Below are 21,975 nucleotides of genomic sequence, written 5' to 3'. Positions count from 1 at the left end.
AGAGTTCAATGGACCGCTACGACAAACAGATCCTTGCCATCCTGCAGGAAGATGCCACCGTGCCAGTGGCCGAAATCGGCGAACGGGTCGGCCTGACCTCGACGCCGTGCTGGCGCCGTATCCAGAAGCTCGAGGAAGCCGGGCTGATCCGCAAGCGCGTGGCGCTGCTCGACGCCGATAAGCTGAACGCCGGCGTGACGGTATTCGTCTCGGTCCGCACCAGCCAGCACAACGTCAAATGGCTCAAGCAGTTCCACGCGCTGGTCGCCTCGATTCCCGAGGTGACCGAGTTCTATCGCATGGCAGGCGACACGGATTACCTGCTGCGCGTGGTCGTGCCCGACATCGCCGCCTATGACCGCGTGTACAAGAAGCTGATCCAGGGCGCGGAACTGGCCGACGTGAGCTCCAGCTTTGCGATGGAGCAGATCAAGTACACCACGGCGCTGCCGCTCGACTACGCGTAGCGGCCCAGTACCTGGCAGGATTTCTCCCGCGCAGTGCTGCGCGGCTTCAGCGCTCAGGCATCCTGCGTCGCATCGCCGACGTCGATGGCCAGTTCGTCCGCCACGGTCTCGCCTTGCGCCGCGCTGCGCGCCTGAATTTCCCACATCTCCGCATAGCGCCCGCCTGCACGCATCAACTCGGCGTGCGTACCGCGCTCGACGATGCGCCCGCGGTCCATCACCAGGATCTGGTCGGCATGGACCACGGTGGACAGCCGGTGCGCGATCAGCAGCGTGGTACGGTTCTGCGCAAGCCGCATCAGCTCGGCCTGGATGGCCTGCTCGGTGCGCGAGTCCAGCGCGGACGTGGCTTCGTCGAACACCAGGATCGGCGGGTTCTTCAGCAGCGTACGCGCGATCGCCACGCGCTGCTTCTCGCCGCCGGAAAGCTTGAGGCCACGCTCGCCCACGGGCGTGTCATAGCCTTGCGGCAACTCACTGATAAAGCCATCGATCTGCGCGGCACGCGCCGCCGCGATGACTTCGTCATGCGTGGCATCGGGCCGGCCATAGGCGATGTTGTAGAAGATGCTGTCGTTGAACAGCACCGTGTCCTGCGGCACGATGCCGATCGAGCGCCGCAGGCTTTCCTGCGTGATGCTGCGGATGTCCTGCCCGTCGATCAGGATGGCACCGTCGCCGACGTCATAGAAGCGGAACAGCAGGCGCGCGAGCGTCGACTTGCCCGAGCCGCTGTGCCCCACCACCGCGGTGGTAGTGCCCGCCGCAATGGTGAAATCGACATCGTCCAGGATCACGCGGTTCGATTCATAGCCGAAGCACACATGGCGGAAGCGCACTTCCGCGCCCTGCACCTTCAGCGGCTGCGCGCCCGCGGTATCGGCCACCTCCTGGTGCGTGCCCAGCAGCACGAACATGCGGTCCATGTCGGTGGTCGCCTGCTTGATCTCGCGATAGATCACGCCAAGGAAGTTCAGCGGGATATAGAGCTGGATCATCAGCGTGTTGACCAGCACCAGGTCGCCCAGCGTCAGCTTGCCCGCCACCACGCCCACGGTGGCGCGCCACAGGATCAGGATCAGCCCGGCCGCGATGATGGTCTGCTGGCCGAAATTCAGGAAGGAGAGCGAATTCTGCGAGCGGATCGCCGCCGTGCGGTACTTGCGCAGGTTCTCGTCATAACGCCGCGCCTCGTATTCCTCGTTGCCGAAGTACTTGACGGTCTCGAAATTGAGCAGCGAATCGATGGCCTTCTGGTTGGCGCGCGAATCGAGCTCGTTCATCCGGCGGCGGAAATGCGTGCGCCATTCGGTCACAACGATGGTGAAGACGATATAGCCCACCAGCGCGCAGCCCGTGATGGCGGCAAACCAGATGTCGTAGTGCAGCACGAAGAAGCCGAGCACCAGCGCCATCTCCACCAGCGTCGGCAGGATGCTGTACAGCGAGTACGAGATCAGCGACTGGATGCCGCGCGTGCCGCGCTCGATGTCGCGGCTCATGCCGCCGGTCTGCCGGTCCAGGTGGAAGCGCAGCGACAGCGCGTGCAGGTGCCGGAACACCTGCAGCGCGATTTCCCGCACCGCGCTCTGCGTGACCTTGGAAAAGAGGATCTCACGCAACTCGGTGAACAGCGTGGCGGACAGCCTCAGCACGCCGTAGGCCACGATCAGCCCGACCGGCACCACCAGCAGCGCGCGCGGGTCGCCGGCGGTGATGTTCATGGTGTCGATGAGCCGCTTCATCAGCACCGGTACGCCCAGGTTGGCCACCTTGGCTGCGACCAGGCAGGCCAGCGCAAACATCACGCGCCACTTGTAGTGCCAGACATAGGGCAGCAGGTTGCGCACGGTCTGCCAGTCGCTGCGTGGCGGGCGCTGGCCGGGAAACAGGGTGGCGGGCCGTGCGGGGGACGGTTCCGCGGTCGTGGAATAGCGGCGCATACGATAGAATTCAGGCCAATGGCCGATTGTCGCAGAGATCGCGCCGGCCGGCAGGACGCCCCCCGGCTGCGGCCGCCGGGCAGCACTGCCCTCCTTCTCCTCTTTCCGGTTGCCCGCAATGAATTCGCCCCATACCGTCCCCGCCCTGCCCGCCGGCAAGAGCCCCGCGCTGCGTGTCGTACCGATGCCCGCCGATGCTAACGTGCATGGCGACGTGTTCGGCGGCTGGATCATGGCGCAGGTGGATATTGCCGGGTCCATTCCCGCAGTCGAGCGCGCCCAGGGCCGCGTGGCCACGGTGGCGGTCAATTCCTTCCTGTTCAAGCACCCGGTGTTCGTCGGCGACCTGGTGAGCTTCTATGCCGAGATCGAAAAGACCGGCCGCACCTCGATCACGGTGTCGGTCGAGGTCTATGCGCAGCGCATGCGGCACAGCAATGAGATCGTCAAGGTGACGGAAGCCACGCTGACGTATGTGGCGACGGATGAGAGCCGGCAGCCGCGGGTGTTGCCGACTTGATGGTTTCTCCCCTCTCCCGCTCGCGGGAGAGGGGAGCCAGGCGTCCGGTAGAGAAGCCTTATCGGGATGGCTCGCCGTCTCGCCCGCTCAGTTGAACTTCGTAAAATCCGGCCTCCGCTTCTCGAAGAACGCCGCAAACGCCTCCTTCGCCTCGGGCGCCACCAGCATGCGCCGGAACACCGCACCCTCCTCGGCCATCTTCTGCTCCACGGCCGCCATGTCATTGCCCTTCATCAGCCGCTTGGTCTCGCGCAGCGACGAGGCCGGCAGCGCGGCCAGTTTGCGCGCCTGTTGCAGCGCAAATTCATGCAGTTCCGCCACTGGCAGCACGCGCGTGACCAGGCCGATCTCGTGCGCTTCCTGTGCGCCGAACGGCTCGCCGAGCATCAGTTTTTCAGCCGCACGCTGGTAGCCGACCAGGCGCGGCAGCAGCAGGCACGATGCGGCCTCGGGGCACAGGCCGAGCTGCGCGAACGGCAGCGACAGCTTTACCGTTTCCGATGCATAGACGAAATCGCAGTGCAGCAGCAGCGTGGTGCCCACGCCGACGGCCGCGCCGCTGACAGCCGCGACGACCGGCTTGCTTGCATGGCTGATCTGGTACAGGAACTGGAACACCGGCGCCTGCTCCGCGCCTTCGCCGCCAGTGGGCGGGCGCTGCATGAAGTCTTCCAGGTCGTTGCCCGCGGTAAAGATCTCGTCCTTGCCACGGATCAGGATGACGCGGACCGCGCGATCTTCCTCGGCAGCGCGCAAGGCGTCGGCCATGGCCTGGTACATCGCTGCCGTGATGGCGTTCTTCTTTTCTGCGCGATTGAACTCGATCGTCAGGATGCCCTGCTCGATGCTGGTGCGGATGCTCATGGATACCTCTCGTGGCGATACGTGGCTGCGATGACGGGATGGGGCGCCCGGGCAGCGCCCCAGCTGGCGGGTTGCTTCAGACGCGCTCGAAGATGCCGGCCGCGCCCATGCCCGTACCCACGCACATGGTCACCATGCCGTACTTCAGGTTGTGGCGACGCAGCGCGTGCACCACGGTGGCCGAGCGGATCGCACCGGTCGCGCCGAGCGGATGGCCCAGCGCAATGGCGCCGCCCATGCGGTTGACCCTGGCCGGGTCAAGCTCCAGATCGCGCATGACCGCCAGCGATTGCGCGGCAAACGCCTCGTTCAGCTCGATCCAGTCGATCTGGTCCTGCGTCAGGCCAGCCGCCTTCAGCGCCGCGGGAATCGCTTCCTTCGGGCCGATACCCATGATCTCCGGTGGCACACCACGCACCGCGAACGACACGAAGCGCGCCAGCGGCACCAGGTTGAACTGCTTCAGGATCTTCTCGGATACGAGGATCAGCGCGCCGGCGCCATCGGACGTCTGCGAGCTGTTGCCGGCGGTCACGCTGCCCTTGCTGGCAAACACCGGGCGCAGCTTGCCAAGGCCTTCCAGCGAGGTCTCCGGGCGCGGGCCTTCGTCCAGCGAGATCGTGCGCGTCTTGATGCTCACCTCGCCGCTGGCCAGGTTCGGGAACTTCTCGACGATCTCGATCGGCGTGATCTCGTCCCTGAACTCGCCGGCCTGCTGCGCGGCGATGGCCTTCTGGTGCGAGGCCAGCGAGAACGCGTCCTGGTCCTCGCGGCCGACCTTCCATTGCTGCGCGACCTTCTCGGCGGTCAGGCCCATGCCGTAGGCAATGCCGACGTTCTCGTCGCGCGTGAAGATGTCAGGCGACATCGACGGCGAGTTGCCCATCATCGGCACCATGCTCATCGATTCCACGCCGGCGGCGATCATCACGTCGGACTCGCCCACGCGGATGCGGTCGGCGGCCATGGCCACCGCGCTCAGGCCCGAGGCGCAGAAACGGTTGACGGTGATGCCGCCCACCGTGTTCGGCAGGCCCGACAGCAGCGCGCCGATACGCGCCACGTTCAGGCCCTGCTGTGCTTCGGGAATCGCGCAGCCGACGATGGCGTCTTCGATCAGCTTCGGATCAAGGTTCGGCACCTGCGCCACGGCGGCCTTCAGGATCGTCGCCAGCAGGTCGTCCGGACGCGTGTTCCGGAACGCGCCCTTCGGCGCCTTGCCGATCGGCGTGCGGGTCGCGGCAACGATATAGGCGTCTTGCAGTTGTTTCATGATGTCGGTTCCTCGCTGCCTTAATTGCGGACGGGCTTGCCGGTCTGCAGCATGCCCATGATGCGTTCCTGCGTTTTGCTTGTGCCGAGCAGGTCGACGAAGGCCTTGCGCTCCAGCGCGAGCAGCCATTCCTCGCTCACCAGCGAGCCGGCTTCGACGTCGCCGCCGCAGACCACTTCGGCAATGCGCGAGGCAATCAGGAAGTCGTGCGCGGAGATGAAGCCGCCGTCGCGCATATTGACCAGCGATGCCTTGATGGTCGCGATGCCCGAGCGGCCGGCCACCGGCACCAGTGCGGGCAACGGCGCGCGGTAGCCGGCGTCTGCCAGTGCGCGCACTTCGTTCAGCGCCACGTGGAGCAGTTCGTGCACGTTGAAGACGATCTTGTCCGAGGTCTGCAGGTAGCCCATCTGGCGCGCTTCCAGCGCGGAAGCCGACACCTTGGCCATGGCCGCGCTCTGGAAGCGGCTGGTCAGGAATTGCAGATAGTTGGTGCTGCCGGCCGCCTGCGCGGCACGCGCCGCTGCCAGCGCAGCTTCCTTCAGGCCGCCGCCGGCGGGAACCAGGCCCACGCCCACTTCCACCAGGCCGACATAGGTTTCCAGCGCCGCGATGCGTGCCGCCGAATGCAGCATCAGTTCGCAGCCACCACCCAGCGCAATGCCCGATGCGGCCGACACAACCGGCACTGCCGAGTACTTCACGCGCATCATGCCGTCCTGGAACTTCTTGACGAACGGTTCGATGCCCTTGGCACCGCCCATCATGAAGGCCGGCATCGCGGCTTCCAGGTTAGCGCCCGCCGAGAACGGACCGCCCGGCGCGCCGAGCTGCAGCGACGTCGGCTGCCACACGACCAGGCCCTTGTACTCGGCTTCAGCGAGGTCGATCGCGCGCGTCAGGCCGTCGATCACGTCCGGCCCGATGGTGTTCATCTTGCTCTTGAACGAGACCACCAGCACGTCGTCCTGGCCCTCGGCCACCCAGGTGCGCACGGCGTCGTTCTCTTCGACGGTGCGGCCGGCCTTGCGCGGATCCAGCGTGGCCGTGCCTTGAATCGCCGCACGGAAAACCTGGCGCTGGTACACCGGCAGCGTGCTGCGCGCGACGAACTGCTGCGTGGCAGGCGCCCACGAACCTTGCGCGGCATGCACGCCCTGGTTTTCGGCGACCGGACCCTCGAACACCCATGCTGGCAACGCCGCCTTGGACAGCGCCTTGCCGGCTTCGATGTCTTCCTTCACCCACTCCGCAACCTGCTTCCAGCCCGCAGCCTGCCAGTCTTCGAACGGACCCGAGTTCCAGCCGAAGCCCCAGCGGATCGCCAGGTCGACGTCCGCCGCCGAGCCGGCAATCTGCTCGAGGTAAACGGCGATGTAGTGGAACACGTCGCGGAAGATCGCCCACAGGAACTGCGCCTGCGGATTCGTCGACTCGCGCAGCAGCTTGATGCGTTCCGCCGGCGCCTTCTTCAGCATGCGCGCGACGATCTCGTCGGCCTTCTTGCCCGACTCGACGTACTGGCCGGTCTTGGCATCCAGCACCTTGATGGCCTTGCCTTCCTTCTTGTAGAAGCCGGCACCGGTCTTCTGGCCCAGCGCGCCCGCGTCGACCAGGCCCTTCAGCACGGCCGGAGTCTTGTACACCGGCGCGAACGGGTCCTCATGCAGGTTGTCCTGCATGGTCTTGATCACGTGCGCCATGGTGTCCAGGCCCACCACGTCGGCAGTGCGGAACGTGGCCGACTTCGCGCGGCCCAGCTTGGAACCGGTCAGGTCGTCGACCACGTCGAACGGGATGCCGAACTTCTCGGCCTCGGCGAACACCGCCAGAATCGAGAAGATGCCGACGCGGTTGGCGATGAAATTCGGCGTGTCCTTCGCACGCACCACGCCCTTGCCAAGCGTAGAGGTCAGGAACGCTTCGAGCTTGTCGAGGATATTCGGCTGCGTGGTTGCTGTCGGGATCAGCTCGACCAGGTGCATGTAGCGCGGCGGGTTGAAGAAGTGCACGCCGCAGAAGCGTGCCTTCAGGTCCGCATCGAAGCCTTCGGACAGCGCCGTGATCGACAAACCCGAGGTATTGGTCGCGAAGATGGTGTTCGCGCCCAGGTGCGGCGCGACCTTCTTGTACAGGTCGTGCTTCCAGTCCATGCGCTCGGCGATCGCTTCGATCACCACGTCGCATTCCTTGAGCAGGGCGATATCGTCTTCGTAGTTGGCGGCCTGGATCAGGCCAGCCTCGTCCTTGATGCCCAGCGGCGCGGGTGACAGCTTCTTCAGGTTCTCGATGGCGCGCAGCGCGATACCGCTCTTGGGGCCTTCCTTGGCCGGCAGGTCGAACAGAACCACCGGCACGCGCGCGTTGACGAGATGGGCGGCGATCTGCGCCCCCATGACGCCGGCGCCGAGCACGGCGACTTTCTTGACGATGAAATTGGACATGAGCGCTCCTGAGCAAAGTGAGCGTTGTAAATCGTCGTCCCCGCGCACGCGGGGACCCAGTGACTTTGGTGTTCTGCCAGCGCCCTGAAAGACGCTGGGTTCCCGCCTTCGCGGGAACGACAGTCTGGCTTAGAACAAATCAGCGTCCAGCGCCATCAGCGTGGCCGAGCCGGCGCGCGCCTTGCGGATCTCGCCGGCCGTTTCCGGCAGCAGCTTGGCGAAATAGAAGCGCGCCGTGGCCAGCTTGGCGGTGTAGAACTTGTCGCCGCTGCCTTCCTTCTCCAGCGCGATCTTGGCCATACGTGCCCAGAAGTATGCGAACACCAGGTGGCCCACCACGCGCAGGTACGGCACTGCGGCGGCGCCGACTTCATCGGCATTGCCCATGGCCTTCATGCCGATTTCCATGGTCAGCTTCTGCACCTTGTCGCCCAGGTCGGCCAGCGGGTTGACGAACTCCTGCATGGCTTCGCTGGTGCCCTCTTCCTCGACGAATTCCTGCACGATCTTGCCGAAGGCCTTCATCTTCGCGCCCATGTCGCCAAGAATCTTGCGGCCCAGCAGGTCCAGCGCCTGGATGGTGTTGGTGCCTTCGTAGATCATGTTGATGCGGGCGTCGCGCACGTACTGCTCCATGCCCCATTCGGAGATGTAGCCATGGCCGCCGAACACCTGCATGCCTTCGTTGGTGCTGGTGAAGGCGTTGTCGGTCAGGAAGGCCTTGATCACCGGCGTGAGCAGCGCGACCAGGTCGCCGGCCTGCTTGCGCACGGCCTCGTCCGGGTGCGACAGCTCGCGGTCGATCTGCAGCGCGGTCCAGTAGCTGAATGCGCGGCCGCCCTCGGCGTAGGCCTTCTGCGTCAGCAGCATGCGGCGCACGTCCGGATGCACGATGATCGGGTCGGCGGGCTTGTCCGGTGCCTTCGGGCCGGTCAGCGCGCGCATCTGCAGGCGGTCCTTGGCGTAGGCCAGCGAGTTCTGGTACGCGACCTCGGTCAGGCCCAGGCCCTGCGCGCCGACGCCGAGGCGCGCGGCATTCATCATCACGAACATCGCGTTCAGGCCCTTGTTGGCCTCGCCCACGAGCCAGCCGCGCGCACCATCAAGGTTCATCACACAGGTGGCATTGCCGTGGATGCCCATCTTGTGCTCGATCGAGCCGCACTGGATGCCGTTGCGTTCGCCAGGGTTGCCGCTGGCATCGGGGATGAACTTCGGCACGACGAACAGCGAGATGCCCTTGGTGCCCTGCGGCGCATCCGGCAGGCGCGCCAGCACCAGGTGGATGATGTTCTCGGCCATGTCGTGCTCGCCGGCCGAGATGAAGATCTTGGTGCCGGTGATCAGGTAAGAGCCATCGGCCTGCGGTTCAGCCTTGGTGCGCAGAATGCCGAGGTCGGTGCCGCAATGCGGCTCGGTCAGGCACATGGTGCCGGTCCACACGCCCGACACCAGCTTGGGCAGGTAGGCCTGCTGCAGTTCCGGCGTGCCGTGCGCATGCAGCGCCTCGTAGGCGCCGTGCGACAGGCCCGGGTACATGGTCCACGCCTGGCTGGCCGAGTTCAGCATCTCGTACAGCACGTTGTTGACCACGATCGGCAGGCCCTGGCCGCCGAAGGCCGGGTCGCACGCCAGCGCGGGCCAGCCGGCCTCGATGTACTGCTGGTAGGCTTCCTTGAAGCCCGTGGGCGCCTTGACCACGCCGTCGCCGACGTAGGTGCAGCCCTCGCGGTCGCCCACCTGGTTGAGCGGAAACACCACGTCCGAGCAGAACTTGCCCGCTTCTTCGATGACCTGGTTGATGGTGTCCGCGTCGATGTCCGCGTGCGGCGGCATCGCCTTGAGTTCGGCTTCAGCGCCGAGCAGTTCGTGGAGGACGAACTGCATGTCGCGCAACGGTGCGGTGTACTGGCCCATCAAAAGCTCCTTGGAGTTTCATGATGCCGCCACGCCGCCCGTGCGCCGCCCGCAGATGGCGGGCGCAACGGTCCGTACGCGGCAGCTTCAGGTACGGTAAGACTGAATCAGTTTGTTGAGCGCGACCATGGCAAGTTCGGCGCTGTCCGGCAGGCGCAGGAAACGGGCGTCATGATGCAAGCCTAGTTCAAGGCTGTACATCTCGAACAGCATCAGGCGCGGATCGCAATCCGCGCGCAGGTGCCCCTCTTCCTTGGCCTGCGTGATGGCACGCGTCAGCGCGGCACGCCAGATGGTGACGCTCTTGACCAGCTCGTCACGCACCAGGCTTTCCGCGCGGTCGTCGTACTCGACCGCACCGCTGATGTAGATGCATCCCGTCGTCACTTCCTGGATGCGTTTCTCCATCCACCGGCGCACCATCGACCACAGCCGGGGCAGCCCGCGCGGCTCGTGCAGCGAGGGGTAGAACACCTCCTGCTCGAACCGCCGGTGATACTCCCGCACAACTTCCACCTGCAGGTCTTCGCGCGAACCGAAATGCGCGAACACGCCGCTCTTGCTCATCTGCATGCGTTCCGCCAACAGGCCGATGGTCAGACCCTCGAGCCCGTCGCGGGACGACAGTTCCAGTGCGGCATCCAGAATCGCCACACGTGTCATCTCCCCCTTGCGCATCGGCGCGGGGGAAGCGGTGGCGGATTCGAGGCGGGCTGACTGGTGTCGCATGTTATTTCTCCGTTCTTGTGGCGCCTTCACTGGGCGCCACGTATGACCCTGACGTTGCTTATTGCCTGCGGCGGCCGCACAAATGCCGGTTTTCGCCGCGAATGCACGCAGTCTAAGCCAAAAAAGAACGGTCGTTCAGATTATTCTGTCGCGACCGGTTGCCATCAAGCTTTTAATTAGACCCACGTTTCTAAACAGGCTGCGTTGCAACATCAACACGCCGCCTGCTGCCACAAGCCACGCCGCCAGCGCCATGCTGCGTGGCAATATCCGCGCGTTGCCTCAGTAGCGCCCCGTCACGCCGGCGATGACGACGCCAAGACGCAACACCATATACGCCGCCCAGTTCGCCACGCGTCGCAGCGTCGAGCGCCGCGCATGGGCTTCCGGCATGACCCGCACGCTGCGCTGCGCGATGGCGCACTCCAGTTCCGCGCGCAGTTCCGCGGCGAAGGCCGGATCATAAACGCAGACGTTGGCTTCGCGGGCGAGCAGAAGGCTGAAGGGGTCCATATTGCTCGACCCGACCGTGGCCCAGGTCTGGTCCACCACGCCCACCTTGGCATGCAGGAAGCTTTCGGCGTACTCGTAGATCTCCACGCCGGCGTCCAGCAAGCTGGCATACAGCGCGTGCGTGGCGAAATGCTGCAACCGGTATTCGACGCGGCCCTGCAACAGCAATCGTACCCGTACGCCGCGCGCGCGGCAGGCCAGCAGCGCGCGCCGCACCTTGTGCCCAGGCAGGAAATACGCGTTAGCCAGGATCACGTCGTCACGCGCCACGCCCAGCGCGCGCAGGTATTCCCGTTCGATGGTGCGGCGGTTGCGCAGGTTGTCGCGCAGCAGCAGCGCCGCCAGCACGCTGCCCTCGGCCTCGTGCCGCGGCGGCAGGTCGGTGACGAGCGGGTAGCCCGCCGCGGCGCCGGCCAGGCCGACGCCGCGCAGTTCGCCGCGTAGCGACAGGCGCCACCAGAGGCGTTCGGCGGTCAACGCGATGCGGTCCACCAGCGGCCCCCGCACTTCCACGGCGAAGTCGTAGCGGGCCCCGAGCCCTTCCTGCTCGAAGGGCCCATGGTTGTAGTCGTCGATGATGTTGATGCCGCCCACGAACGCCACGCGCCGGTCGATCACCGCCAGCTTGCGGTGCAGGCGGCGCAGATGCCGGCGCGCCAGCCGGAAGCCGTGCAGGACGCGGTAGACACGCAGCTGCACGCCGCCATCGCGCAAGCGCTGCGTGAGTTCGGCTGACATATCGCCGGCACCGAAGCCGTCCACCGTGAGCCGTACCGATACGCCACGCGCCGCCGCGCGGATCAGCGCATCGCTCACGGCGCGCCCGACTTCGTCATCGGCGTAGATATAGGTTTCCACGATGACCTGGAAGGCCGCCGCGTCGATAGCCTCGATCAGCGCCGGGAAGAAATCGCGCCCTCCGCTCAGCAGGCGCACCTGGTTGCCGCCCACGGGCTTGCTGTGCCGTCCGGCCCAGCGAAGCAGGCGCCGCCGTCCCGCACGCGCGGCCGTGCCGGCGCCGTCATCCCGCGCCGCAACATGCGCCACGGCAGTGGCACGCGTGGCGGTCAGCTTGTCGGTGTCGGATATCCGTGACATGACGCGATTATGGGACACACGGCGCCATCTGCACATGGTGCGGCGCATCTCTGCTATCGTCGATGCACTCAGGCACCAAGGGATAGCACCGTGAAGGTATTCGGCATCACCGGCTCGTCCGGCAGCGGCAAGACCACGCTCCTGGACGCGCTGATCCCGCGCTTCGTCGCCAGCGGCATGCGGGTCAACGGCATCAAGCATACGCACCATGGCTTCGACCCCGACACGCCGGGAAAGGACTCGTGGCGCATGCGCGAGGGCGGCTGCAGCAACGTGGTGCTGGTCGGCGCGCGCCACATGACGCTGATGCGCCACTATCCCGAGGACATCCCATCGCCCGAGCTCGACGACGCGCTGGCCGTGCTGCCAGCGGATACCGACCTCGTCCTGGTGGAAGGCTACAAGCGCAGCGATTTCCCGAAACTGGAAGTCTTCCGCCCGTCGCTGGGGCGTGCGCCGCTATGGAATGAGGTGCCCGGCGTGGTCGCCGTTGCCACCGATGCGCCGGCGGTAGTGGCGCAGATGACGTCCTTGCAGGTGCTGGACCTGGCCGATCCCGACGCCATCTTCCACTTCATCCGCAGCCGGCTGGAGGAGACCGGGAACAGCTAGGCAGCCTTGCCGGCGGCCGCGCTGTCGTTGTTGGCGCTTTGCGCCAGCTCCGCCACCAGTGGCACATGGTCGGAGCGCTGCGCCCAGTCGCGTCCGGTCAGCGCATGCGCCCGTTCGATCTCGAAGCCGCGCACATAGATGCGGTCGAGCTGCCACCACGGCATATGGCTCGGAAAGGTGTGCAGACGTGCCCCGCGCGCATGCGACGCTTCCACTGCGCCCAGCGTGTTGCAGATCTGCGCGTCGAGCCGGTGGTTCCAGTCGTTGAAATCGCCGGCGATCACCAGTGGCGCCGAAAGCGGCACGACGTTGCGCACGCGCTCGACCAGCGCCTCGGCCTGCCGGGCGCGGCTGCGCGCGAACAAGCCGAAATGCACGCAGATAAGATGGGCTTCCACGCCATTCACGTCGGCCACCGCGTGCAGCAGGCCGCGCTGCTCGAAGCGGTGGTCGGAGATATCGAGGTTCTCCGACATCAGGATCGGATGGCGCGACAGGATCGCGTTGCCGTGGTGGCCATGGTCGTAGACGGCGTTGCGCCCGTACACGGAGTGCGGGTACGCGTCGGTGGCCAGGTAGTTCAGCTGCGTGTGATCCGGATCGAACAGTGCCGCGGCGACCAGGCGGTCGTTGCGGTCCTGCACTTCCTGCAGGAACACGATATCGGCGTCCATGGCCTGCAGCCCGGCGCGCACGTTCTGGATGCGCGGGCGGCGCGAGATGCCGGTCACGCCCTTGTGGATGTTGTAGGTGACGACTCGCAGCTTCATCAGCCAGCTCCACAGACGGCTGGCCTGCCTGCGGCGCGCCAGGCCAGTTGGCGCACTGCCTCCGCGTTGCTGCTGGAAAAGCACTGCTGCGCCGCCGCCTCCCATGGCAGCCATTGCGACTGCAGGTGCTCGCGCGGCGCCAGCGTCACGGGGAGCGGCCCGGATACACACAGGCCGAACCAATGCTCGGTATTGCGCGTGACGCCCGCCGCATACCGGTGGCGCCACTGCGGGTAAATGTCGTACTGGATGGTGTGCTGCCAGTCGGTGAGCTGGTGTTCGCCGGCGATGATGCCGGTCTCTTCGAACACTTCCCGCGCGGCGGTCAGCGACAGGGGCTCGTCAAGGGTATCCAGGCTGCCCGTCACGGACTGCCAGAAGCCCGGCCGGTCGGCGCGTTCCAGCAACAGCACTTGGAGATCTGGCGTGTAGATCACGACCAGCACGGATTCAGGAATCTTGTAGGGCATGGAACAGGGTCCGATGGACACCCAGTAGGATAGCGCAGCCGCGCCCGCTTGCCACGCGAATGCCCCGCCGTATCCAGGCCGTCAGGCCGCGTCGCGTTGTGCCTCGGCATGCATCGGGTCGGTGCGCAGCCAGGTGTCGAAGACATCGGGTGCGTCGCCATGCCCCCAGGCCTCGCGCAGCTGCTGCATGAGCGGCGCGAGCGATTCCCGGTAGCGCTGCGCGGCTTCGCGCGCCTGGAAAGCCAGGTCTTCGGCACTGGCCTGCGCCTGCTCGCGCAGCGTGCCTCGCTGCTGGACGATTTCCTTCTCGCGCTGGCCCAGCGTGTTGTATTTCTGAATCAGGAAGCGCTGGTAGTCGCCGGCTTCCCCGCCCTGCGCCGACTGGGCATTCACCTGTTCGAAGCGCAGCACGATGCTGGCCGTCTCCTGCTCGACCTGGGCAGCTTCGGCTTCCAGTGCATGGAGGGCGTCCTGCTGGCGCTGGGCGCCGCGCCGGCTGTCCTGCACGCGCGCGGCCTCTTCCTCGAAGGTACGCTGCGCGAACAAGTAGGCCTGCACCACGGGCTGCGGTGCCACCACCAGCAGCGGGTCGGCCCCGGCGGCGCGCTGACCGGTCAGCAAGGCGTCGTCGGGCAACCGCAGGTTGCCCAGTTCATCGAGCCAGCGGCCGCGCGCCATCACGGCGGCAACGGTGTCCAGCGCCACGCGCCGCAGGGCTTCGGCGCGCTGCGATGCGACCGGCTCCACGGCCGGCACGCCGCTGGTCGCCTGCGCGGCGGCGTGGGCAACGTCGGGCACACAGGCCGCCACGGTCGTCGCCACCGATTCCGACATGGCCTGCGCCGACTTGCGTACCGCGCGGCGCAGTTCGAAGCGTGCGAGCAGCATCATCACCAGGCCGGCAACTAGCCAGGTCAGGATCGTTTCGGCATGCGCCAGCAAGAACTGGCGGATCAGGTCTGTGTCCAGGTTCACGTCATATTCCTCCCGCGCGCCGGCCACCTCAAGGCGGGGGCTCGGTCAGCGCCTAAGATAGAAAGAGACATTGCCATCCGGGGCCATGTTCCGGCCAGTAACAAATGGAAACTTCGGCGCGCAGCCAGCGCGGGAATCACTTGGGACCGGAAACGAAAAAACCGCGCACAAGGCGCGGCTTTTTGTAGCTCAGGACTGTCCGGCTCAGACCGTGGTCTTCGGCTCGGCGGCGCGCAGGCGGATATGCAGCTCGCGCAGCTGCTTCTCGTCGACCGCGCTCGGCGCCTGCGTCAGCAGGTCCTGGGCGCGCTGGGTCTTCGGAAAGGCGATCACGTCGCGGATCGAATCGGCACCGGCCATCATGGTGACGATACGGTCCAGGCCGAACGCCAGGCCGCCGTGCGGGGGCGCGCCATATTGCAGCGCATCAAGCAGGTAGCCGAACTTGGCACGCGCCTCTTCGTCGTTGATCTTCAGCGCGCGGAACACCTTGCTCTGGATATCCGAACGGTAGATACGGACCGAGCCGCCGCCCATTTCCCAGCCGTTCAGCACCATGTCGTAGGCCTTGGCGATGCACTTGCCCGGATCGGTCTCCAGGTACTCCATATGCTCGTCCTTGGGGCTCGTGAACGGGTGGTGCATGGCGACCCAGCGGGCGTCTTCCTCGTCGTACTCGAACATCGGGAAGTCGATCACCCACAGCGGCTTCCAGGCGTCCTCGAACAGGCCGCTGGCCTTGCCGAACTCCGAGTGGCCGATCTTCAGGCGCAGCGCGCCGATGGAGTCGTTGACCACCTTGGCCTTGTCGGCACCGAAGAAGATGATGTCGCCGTCCTGGGCGCCGGTGCGCTTCAGGATCTCGGCAATCGCCGCGTCATGCAGGTTCTTGACGATCGGCGATTGCAGGCCGTCACGGCCCTTGGCCACTTCGTTGACCTTGACCCAGGCCAGCCCCTTGGCGCCGTAGATGCCGACGAACTGGGTGTAGGCATCGATCTCGCCGCGCGAAATCGCGCTGCCGCCCGGCACGCGCAGGCCGACCACGCGGCCGCTGTCGCTGTTTGCGGGGCCCGAGAATACCTTGAAGTCGACGTCCTTCATCACGTCGGTCAGCTCGGTGAATTCCAGCTTCACGCGCAGGTCCGGCTTGTCCGAGCCGAAGCGGGCCATGGCTTCTCGGAACTCCATCACGGGAAACTTGGCGTCCAGGTCGACATCGATGGCGTTCTTGAACACCACGCGCATCATGTCCTCGAACAGGTCACGGATCTCCTGCTCGGTCAGGAACGAGGTCTCGCAGTCGATCTGCGTGAATTCCGGCTGGCGGTCGGCGCGCAGGTCTTCGTCGCGGAAGCACTTGGTGATCTGGTAGTAGCGGTCGAAGCCCGACACCATCAGCATCTGCTTGAAGATCTGCGGGGACTGCGGCAGCGCGAAGAAGTGGCCCGGGTTCACGCGCGACGGCACGAGGTAGTCACGCGCGCCTTCGGGCGTGCTCTTGCCGAGCATTGGGGTTTCGATGTCGATGAAGCCTTGCGCGTCCAGGTACTTCCGCACTTCCATCGCCACCTTGTAGCGCAGGCGCAGGTTGTACTGCATCTGCGGGCGGCGCAGGTCCAGCACGCGATGCGTGAGGCGCGTGGTTTCCGACAGGTTGTCGTCGTCGAGCTGGAACGGAGGCGTGACCGACGGGTTCAGCACGGTCAGCTCATGGCACAGCACCTCGATCTTGCCCGAGGTCAGGTTGGCATTCTCGGTGCCGGCCGGGCGCGGACGCACCTTGCCGGTGATGCGGATGCAGTACTCGTTGCGGATCTCTTCCGCGGCCTTGAACATCTCCGGGCGGTCCGGGTCGCACACCACCTGCACCAGGCCTTCGCGGTCGCGCAGGTCGATGAAGATCACGCCGCCATGGTCGCGGCGGCGCTGGACCCAGCCGGTCAGGGCCACTTCCTGGCCCGAGAGTTGTTCGGTCACCAGACCGCAGTAGTGAGTACGCATGGAAGACATAGGAGATTTCCCGGTAATACGCAGCCGCCCGCCGGGCGGCCCGTGATCAATTGGTATGCGAAGGATCGGCCGTCTCGGCCTCGGCCTCGCGCCCGGCCACGGAGGCAGGGGCAACGGCAGGGCCGACGGGATCCGCCGGGCGGCTCGGGCCGCCGTTCTTGCGGGGCAGTTCCGCCGGTGCCACCACGCCCATCGAAACGATGTACTTGAGCGCGGCATCGACGGTCATGTCGAGTTCGATGGTGTCGGCCTTGGGCATCATCAGGAAGAAGCCCGAGGTCGGGTTGGGCGTGGTCGGCACGTAGACGCTGACGTACTCGCCCTGCAGGTGGTTCTGCACGTCGCCGCCTGGACGCCCGGTCAGGAAGGCGATGGTCCACGAGCCTTCACGCGGATACTGCACCAGCAGCGCCTTGCGAAACGCATTGCCCGACGACGACAGCAGCGTGTCGGACACCTGCTTGACGCTGGTGTAGATCGGGCCCACCACCGGGATATGGCCCAGCAGCGCTTCCCACCAGCGCACCAGGCGCTGGCCGATGAAGTTGTGCGCGAGCAGCCCGACCAGCAGGATGAACAGCAGCGTCAGGATGGCGCCAAGGCCCGTCACCCGCTTGCCGAACAGGAGCTGGTCCGGCCGCCAGGCTTCCGGCAGCAGCGCCAGGCTCTGGTCCATGGTGCCGATGATCAGGCTGAGCACCCACAGCGTAATGCCCAGCGGCACGAGCACCAGCAGCCCGGTCAGGAACCAGGTCTTCAGCGCGGAAGTTTTCTTTGCGACCACGGCCGTCCTGCGATCAGTGGCAGGCGCAGGCGCTGCCGCAACCGCCCGCGGGCGCTGCCGACGTGGTGCTGTCCGACGTGCTGGCCGAAGATTCGGTCGACGCCGCCGCGGCGCCAGCAGCCGTGCCCGACGATGCCGTGGCGCTGGTGCCACCGCTGCCGCCGCGGAAATCGGTCACGTACCAGCCCGAACCCTTGAGCTGGAAGCCGGCCGCGGTAAGCTGCTTCTTGAAGGTCCCGGCAGCGCCGCAGGACGGGCAGTCGGTGAGCGGGGCATCGCTCATTTTCTGCAGCACATCGCGCCCGTGGCCGCAGGCGTCGCAACGGTAGGCATAGATCGGCATGGTGTGTCTTTCGCGAAAAATCTGGATCGGAACAGTGCGGGCACCGCCCGCGCGACCGCGCACGACGATGCAAAGCTTTGAATTATAAACCTTTATGGGGTTGCCTGACGGGCGGAAATGCGGGCACAAAGCGACACACCTGGCCAGCCGGGGCCAGGATCGTTGGATCGGGGGAGCCGTCCCCCCGGACGGCAATCAGGCGATATGCACTTCCTTGACCGGCGCGTGATCCGCAATCCACTGCGGCAGCAGCGAACCGACCACCATGCCGCCGATCGAGAACAGCAGGCCGACCATCTGTGGCGGCATCATCGCATCGGCAAAGGCGACTTCGCAGGTCAGCCAGGACGCAAGGCCCAGCAGGATGGCCGCCAGGCCGCCCTGGCGCGTGGCCGGTTTCCAGAACATGCCGAAGGCGAGCGGCACGAATGAGGACACCAGCGTGACTTTGTAGGCATTTTCGACCATATGAAAGATCGAAAGGTGCGAATTCAGCGCGAACAGGGTCACGGTGCCCGTGAACACCAGCACGACCGTCTGCATCACGCGCAGGAACTGCTTGTCATCGAGATGGCGGAAATACGGCCGCAGGATGTTCTCGGCAAAGGTCACCGACGGCGCCAGCAGCGTAGCCGAGGCGCAACTCTTGATGGCCGACAGCAGCGCGCCGAAGAACATCACCTGCGCGAACATCGGTGCATGCTGCAGGATCAGGCTGGGCAGGATCAGCTGGGAATCCGAATTGATGTATTTCGCCACCATGTCCGGATCGATCAGCGTGGCCGAGTAGGCCAGGAACATCGGAATGAAGGCAAAGAAGAAATACAGCACGCCGCCAAGCACGGACGCGCGCCCGGCGATGTGCTCGGTCCGTGACGACGTCACGCGCTGGAACACATCCTGCTGTGGAATCGAGCCCAGCATCATGGTGAACAGCGCCGCGGAAAACCCGATGATCTGCACCAGGTCCAGCGAAGGCAGGAACTCGAACTTGCCGGCCGCCGCCGCATGCGACACCACCGCCGCCACGCCGCCGGCCTGGCCGCTGACTTCGTAGCCGATATAGAGCATGCCGACCACGATGATGATCATCTGGATGAAATCCGTCACGGCGACCGACCACATGCCGCCGAACAGGGTGTACACCAGCACGCTGGCCGCGCCGATCATCATGCCGGCCTCTTGCGACAGCGCGCCGTCAGAGACCGTATAGAACACCAGCCCGAGCGCCTTGATCTGCGCCGCGACCCAGCCCAGGTACGACACCACGATGCACAGCGTGGTCAGCACCTCGGCCAGCCGCCCGTAGCGGTTGTGGTAGTAGTCGCCGATGGTAAGCAGGTTCATGCGGTACAGCGGACGCGCGAAGAACAGGCCCACCAGGATCAGGCACAGCGACGAGCCGAACGGGTCGGACACGACCCCTGACAGGCCCTCTTTCAGGAATACCGCGGGGATGCCCAGCACGGTTTCGGAACCGAACCAGGTGGCGAAGACGGTGGCGGTGACGACGTAGAACGGCAGGCTGCGACCGGCGACGGCGAAATCGGTGGTGTTGCGCACGCGCAGCGCCGCCCACAGGCCGATGCCGACCGAGATTACCCAGTAGATGATGACGAACCAGATCAGCATGCCGCTGCCCTATGCAGAAATTGCCCTTGTGGCGAAAAACCGAATGCCGGGCCGGCTGCTATGTCTTGCGCCTGCCTGCCCGGAGTCCAATTCATCGGTCGGGGCCGCTTGAGGGGCATTGGGACGCCTGTCCCTGAGCGGGATGGCGCACTTGGCCTGCGGTCGTAGCCGAATCAAAACGCGGATTATAGCGACGGAGACCTTCGCGGAAGAAAAAAATTCCCGACGGGTGGCAAATCGCCAGGGTCGTGCATCGCGACCGGCACTGTCGGGCCCGGCTGCCGTTGTTCCGGCGCAAACCCGTGCTGCCGCTCAGTCCGTCCGCCGGCGCCAGACCTGCCAGCGCTCCTGCCCCTCAAAAACCTGCAGCGGCGCGGCGGAAGGACGGTCCTCGATACGCTCGAAAGCGGGTCCGAGCAAGTCATCGAGGTCGGATGCGGGCATGGCGAACGGCGGCCCGCCGCGCTTGTCGCCCAGGAAAAAATAGCCGGCCAGCAGGCCGCCGGGCGGCAGCAATGCCGCCACGCGCTCGCCGTAGGCTTCGCGCAGTATCGGCGGCAGTGCACAAAGAAAAGCGCGCTCGTAGATCAGCTCGCAGCGCGGCTCCGGTGTGAAGGCGAAGAAATCCGCTTCGCGCACGATCGTGCCGGCCGGACCCAGCGCGCGGCGGGCCGAGGCGACCGCTTGCGGCGAAAAGTCGATGGCCGTAACCGGCCAGCCACGCTCGAACAGCCAGCCCGCTTCCCAGCCGTTGCCGCAGCCGGGCACCAGCGTCGGGCATGGCTGGTTGCCAGCAATGAACTGCTGGAACTCGGCGGGCACGCCATGCAGGTCCCAGGGCGTGAAGCCCTGTTCGAAGCGTTCGTCCCAGAATGCCGGATCCGCCGCGTTGCGAGTACTGAACTCCGGCGGCGCCGGTGCCTTGTCGGCGGGGGTCATATCGTGTCTCCTTCGTTCTACCAGTAGCCGGCCCAGGCCAGCATATGCGTCAGCACGATGCCGGCGATAAAGCCGCCCACCAGCAGCAGCGCGGTGCCGACCAGCCGGTTGGTACGGCGCTGCTCGGTCACCAGCATGGCCAGCAGCCGTTCCTGCTCGCCATTGGTATTCAGCGCGCGCCGCTCCAGGAACTGGTGCGCCAGGCGCGGGAAGTCGGGCAGCATCTTGGCCCACAGCGGCGCCTCGACCTTGATCCGTTCCCACGCGCCCTTCCAGCCCACCTGCTCGTGCATCCAGCGTTCGAGGAAGGGCTTCGCCGTTTTCCACAGGTCCAGGTCCGGATCTAGCTGGCGGCCCAGGCCTTCGATATTGAGCAGCGTCTTCTGCAGCAGCACCAGTTGCGGCTGGATCTCGACGTTGAAGCGGCGCGAGGTCTGGAACAGGCGCATCAGCACCATGCCGAGGGAGATTTCCTTGAGCGGCTTGTCGAAGTACGGCTCGCAGCAGGCGCGCACCGCGCTTTCCAGCTCCTCCACGCGCGTATCGGGCGGCACCCAGCCGGATTCCACGTGCAGCAGCGCCACGCGGTGGTAGTCGCGGCGGAAGAAGGCGATGAAGTTCTGCGCGAGATAGTTCTTGTCGAACTCGGACAGCGCACCGACGATGCCGAAGTCCAGCGCGATGTAGCGGCCGAAGGTCTCGGGCTGCACCGACACCAGGATATTGCCGGGGTGCATGTCGGCATGGAAGAAGCCGTCGCGGAACACCTGCGTGAAGAAGATCTCCACGCCCTCTTCCGCGAGCTGGTGCATGTCGACGCCGGCGGCCTTGAGCGATTCGGTGCGCGAGATCGGGATGCCGTGCATGCGCTCCATCACGAACACCGTGCTGCTGCACCAGTCCCAGAACACCTCGGGCACCAGCAGCAGGCTGGTGTCGGCGAAATTGCGGCGGAGCTGGCTGGCGTTGGCCGCCTCGATCATCAGGTCCAGTTCGTCGTGCAGGTACTTGTCGAACTCGGCCACGACTTCGCGCGGCTTCAGGCGCTTGCCGTCGGCCCAGAAGCGTTCCAGCCAGGTGGCCATGTCGCGCATCAGCGCCAGGTCGCTGTCGATCACCGGGAGCATGCCCGGGCGCAGCACCTTCACCGCGACCTCGCGGCCGTGGCTGGGGCCGCCCTTGAGCGTGGCGAAGTGCACCTGCGCGATCGACGCGCTCGCCACGGGCTGGTGCTCGAAAGTTTCGAAGAGATCGTCGAGCCGCCGACCCAGCGAACGCTCGATGATCTTCACGGCGACCACCGAATCGAACGGCGGCACCTGATCCTGCAGCATGGCCAGCTCGTCGGCAATGTCCGGCGGCATCAGGTCGCGCCGGGTGGACAACACCTGGCCGAACTTGACGAAGATCGGCCCCAGCTTGGTCAGCGCGAGCCGCAGGCGTTCGCCGCGCGGCATGTCCAGCTTGCGCCCGATGGTCATGACGCGGACCAGGAAGCGGATCTTGCGGTTCTGGAAGCCGGAGAGCACGAGCTCGTCCAGGCCGTAGTACAGGATGACGAAGAGGATCTTGCCGAGGCGCAGAAGGCGGGTCATGCGGCGGTATTGGTATTCAGGGAACGGTGGCGCTGCGCGGTGCGGGCCGCAGCAAAAGTGGGCGTCATGCCGGC

The 21,975-nt window shown here is 65.9% G+C and carries 19 protein-coding genes; 3 read left to right on the top strand and 16 right to left on the bottom strand.

The window, feature by feature from the left end; translation table 11 throughout:
• Positions 1–8 precede the first annotated feature (8 nt).
• Positions 9–467: an Lrp/AsnC family transcriptional regulator gene (locus tag LDO29_RS25080; protein ID WP_224082450.1), complete on the top strand. Its 459-nt coding sequence runs from the start codon at positions 9–11 to the stop codon at positions 465–467.
• Between the two features lie 53 nt (positions 468–520).
• On the opposite strand, the gene LDO29_RS25075 is transcribed toward LDO29_RS25080, so the two are convergent.
• The gene (locus LDO29_RS25075) at positions 521–2,410 is read right to left on the bottom strand and encodes an ABCB family ABC transporter ATP-binding protein/permease (RefSeq protein ID WP_224082449.1); all 1,890 of its coding nucleotides are present in this window, start codon (positions 2,408–2,410) and stop codon (positions 521–523) included.
• A gap of 118 nt (positions 2,411–2,528) precedes the next feature.
• Here LDO29_RS25075 and LDO29_RS25070 point away from each other — a divergent pair, with 118 nt between their 5' ends.
• Positions 2,529–2,930: an acyl-CoA thioesterase gene (locus LDO29_RS25070; RefSeq protein WP_224082448.1), complete on the top strand. Its 402-nt coding sequence runs from the start codon at positions 2,529–2,531 to the stop codon at positions 2,928–2,930.
• 87 nt (positions 2,931–3,017) lie between these two features.
• Here the strand turns inward: LDO29_RS25070 and LDO29_RS25065 are convergent, their stop codons facing one another.
• The 6 genes from LDO29_RS25065 to clsB form a co-directional block, all read right to left on the bottom strand.
• On the bottom strand, positions 3,018–3,794 hold the full coding sequence (locus LDO29_RS25065; protein WP_224082447.1) for an enoyl-CoA hydratase: 777 nt from the start codon (positions 3,792–3,794) through the stop codon (positions 3,018–3,020).
• Between the two features lie 76 nt (positions 3,795–3,870).
• Positions 3,871–5,070 carry an acetyl-CoA C-acyltransferase gene (locus LDO29_RS25060; protein WP_224082484.1) on the bottom strand — a complete coding sequence of 400 codons (1,200 nt, stop codon included), beginning with the start codon at positions 5,068–5,070 and terminating at the stop codon, positions 3,871–3,873.
• 17 nt (positions 5,071–5,087) lie between these two features.
• Complete coding sequence (locus LDO29_RS25055) at positions 5,088–7,511, bottom strand: 3-hydroxyacyl-CoA dehydrogenase/enoyl-CoA hydratase family protein (RefSeq protein WP_224082446.1); 2,424 nt, start codon at positions 7,509–7,511, stop codon at positions 5,088–5,090.
• Between the two features lie 129 nt (positions 7,512–7,640).
• A complete protein-coding gene (locus LDO29_RS25050) occupies positions 7,641–9,428 on the bottom strand; it encodes an acyl-CoA dehydrogenase C-terminal domain-containing protein (RefSeq protein ID WP_224082445.1) in 1,788 nt (595 codons plus the stop codon).
• 87 nt (positions 9,429–9,515) lie between these two features.
• Positions 9,516–10,106: a TetR/AcrR family transcriptional regulator gene (locus LDO29_RS25045; protein ID WP_224082483.1), complete on the bottom strand. Its 591-nt coding sequence runs from the start codon at positions 10,104–10,106 to the stop codon at positions 9,516–9,518.
• 333 nt (positions 10,107–10,439) lie between these two features.
• Positions 10,440–11,768, bottom strand: a complete 1,329-nt coding sequence (gene clsB / locus LDO29_RS25040) for a cardiolipin synthase ClsB (RefSeq protein WP_224082444.1) — start codon at positions 11,766–11,768, stop codon at positions 10,440–10,442.
• Between the two features lie 90 nt (positions 11,769–11,858).
• On the opposite strand from clsB, the gene mobB reads away from it, so the two are divergent.
• The gene (mobB, locus tag LDO29_RS25035; protein WP_224082443.1) at positions 11,859–12,380 is read left to right on the top strand and encodes a molybdopterin-guanine dinucleotide biosynthesis protein B; all 522 of its coding nucleotides are present in this window, start codon (positions 11,859–11,861) and stop codon (positions 12,378–12,380) included.
• Here the strand turns inward: mobB and LDO29_RS25030 are convergent.
• From LDO29_RS25030 to ubiB, 9 genes are all read right to left on the bottom strand, one after another.
• Positions 12,377–13,150, bottom strand: coding sequence for an endonuclease/exonuclease/phosphatase family protein (locus LDO29_RS25030; RefSeq protein WP_224082442.1), 774 nt, complete (start codon positions 13,148–13,150; stop codon positions 12,377–12,379). The two genes, mobB and LDO29_RS25030, sit on opposite strands and share 4 nt — an antisense overlap.
• Complete coding sequence (gene nudB, locus LDO29_RS25025; RefSeq protein WP_224082441.1) at positions 13,150–13,620, bottom strand: dihydroneopterin triphosphate diphosphatase; 471 nt, start codon at positions 13,618–13,620, stop codon at positions 13,150–13,152. The genes LDO29_RS25030 and nudB overlap by 1 nt, the downstream gene beginning before the upstream one ends.
• 81 nt (positions 13,621–13,701) lie before the next feature.
• The gene (locus LDO29_RS25020) at positions 13,702–14,595 is read right to left on the bottom strand and encodes a hypothetical protein (protein WP_224082440.1); all 894 of its coding nucleotides are present in this window, start codon (positions 14,593–14,595) and stop codon (positions 13,702–13,704) included.
• Positions 14,596–14,799: 204 nt separating this feature from the next.
• Positions 14,800–16,608 carry an aspartate--tRNA ligase gene (aspS, locus tag LDO29_RS25015; protein WP_224082439.1) on the bottom strand — a complete coding sequence of 603 codons (1,809 nt, stop codon included), beginning with the start codon at positions 16,606–16,608 and terminating at the stop codon, positions 14,800–14,802.
• 46 nt (positions 16,609–16,654) lie between these two features.
• A complete protein-coding gene (locus tag LDO29_RS25010; protein WP_224082438.1) occupies positions 16,655–17,392 on the bottom strand; it encodes a DUF502 domain-containing protein in 738 nt (245 codons plus the stop codon).
• Between the two features lie 13 nt (positions 17,393–17,405).
• Positions 17,406–17,735: an FmdB family zinc ribbon protein gene (locus LDO29_RS25005; RefSeq protein ID WP_224082437.1), complete on the bottom strand. Its 330-nt coding sequence runs from the start codon at positions 17,733–17,735 to the stop codon at positions 17,406–17,408.
• 195 nt (positions 17,736–17,930) lie between these two features.
• Entirely contained in the window at positions 17,931–19,367 is a 1,437-nt protein-coding gene (locus tag LDO29_RS25000; protein WP_224082436.1) for a sodium:solute symporter family protein, read from the bottom strand.
• Between the two features lie 312 nt (positions 19,368–19,679).
• Positions 19,680–20,306 (bottom strand): methyltransferase domain-containing protein, encoded by a 627-nt coding sequence (locus LDO29_RS24995; RefSeq protein WP_224082435.1) that lies wholly within the window; start codon positions 20,304–20,306, stop codon positions 19,680–19,682.
• Between the two features lie 17 nt (positions 20,307–20,323).
• Positions 20,324–21,901 carry a ubiquinone biosynthesis regulatory protein kinase UbiB gene (gene ubiB, locus LDO29_RS24990; protein WP_224082434.1) on the bottom strand — a complete coding sequence of 526 codons (1,578 nt, stop codon included), beginning with the start codon at positions 21,899–21,901 and terminating at the stop codon, positions 20,324–20,326.
• Between the last annotated feature and the right edge of the window lie 74 nt (positions 21,902–21,975).

Source organism: Cupriavidus laharis, assembly GCF_914271435.1.
GTDB classification, from domain to species: domain Bacteria; phylum Pseudomonadota; class Gammaproteobacteria; order Burkholderiales; family Burkholderiaceae; genus Cupriavidus; species Cupriavidus laharis.
The sequence above is the reverse complement of the archived record's forward strand: the minus strand, read 5'-3'. Positions and strand labels throughout refer to the sequence as shown.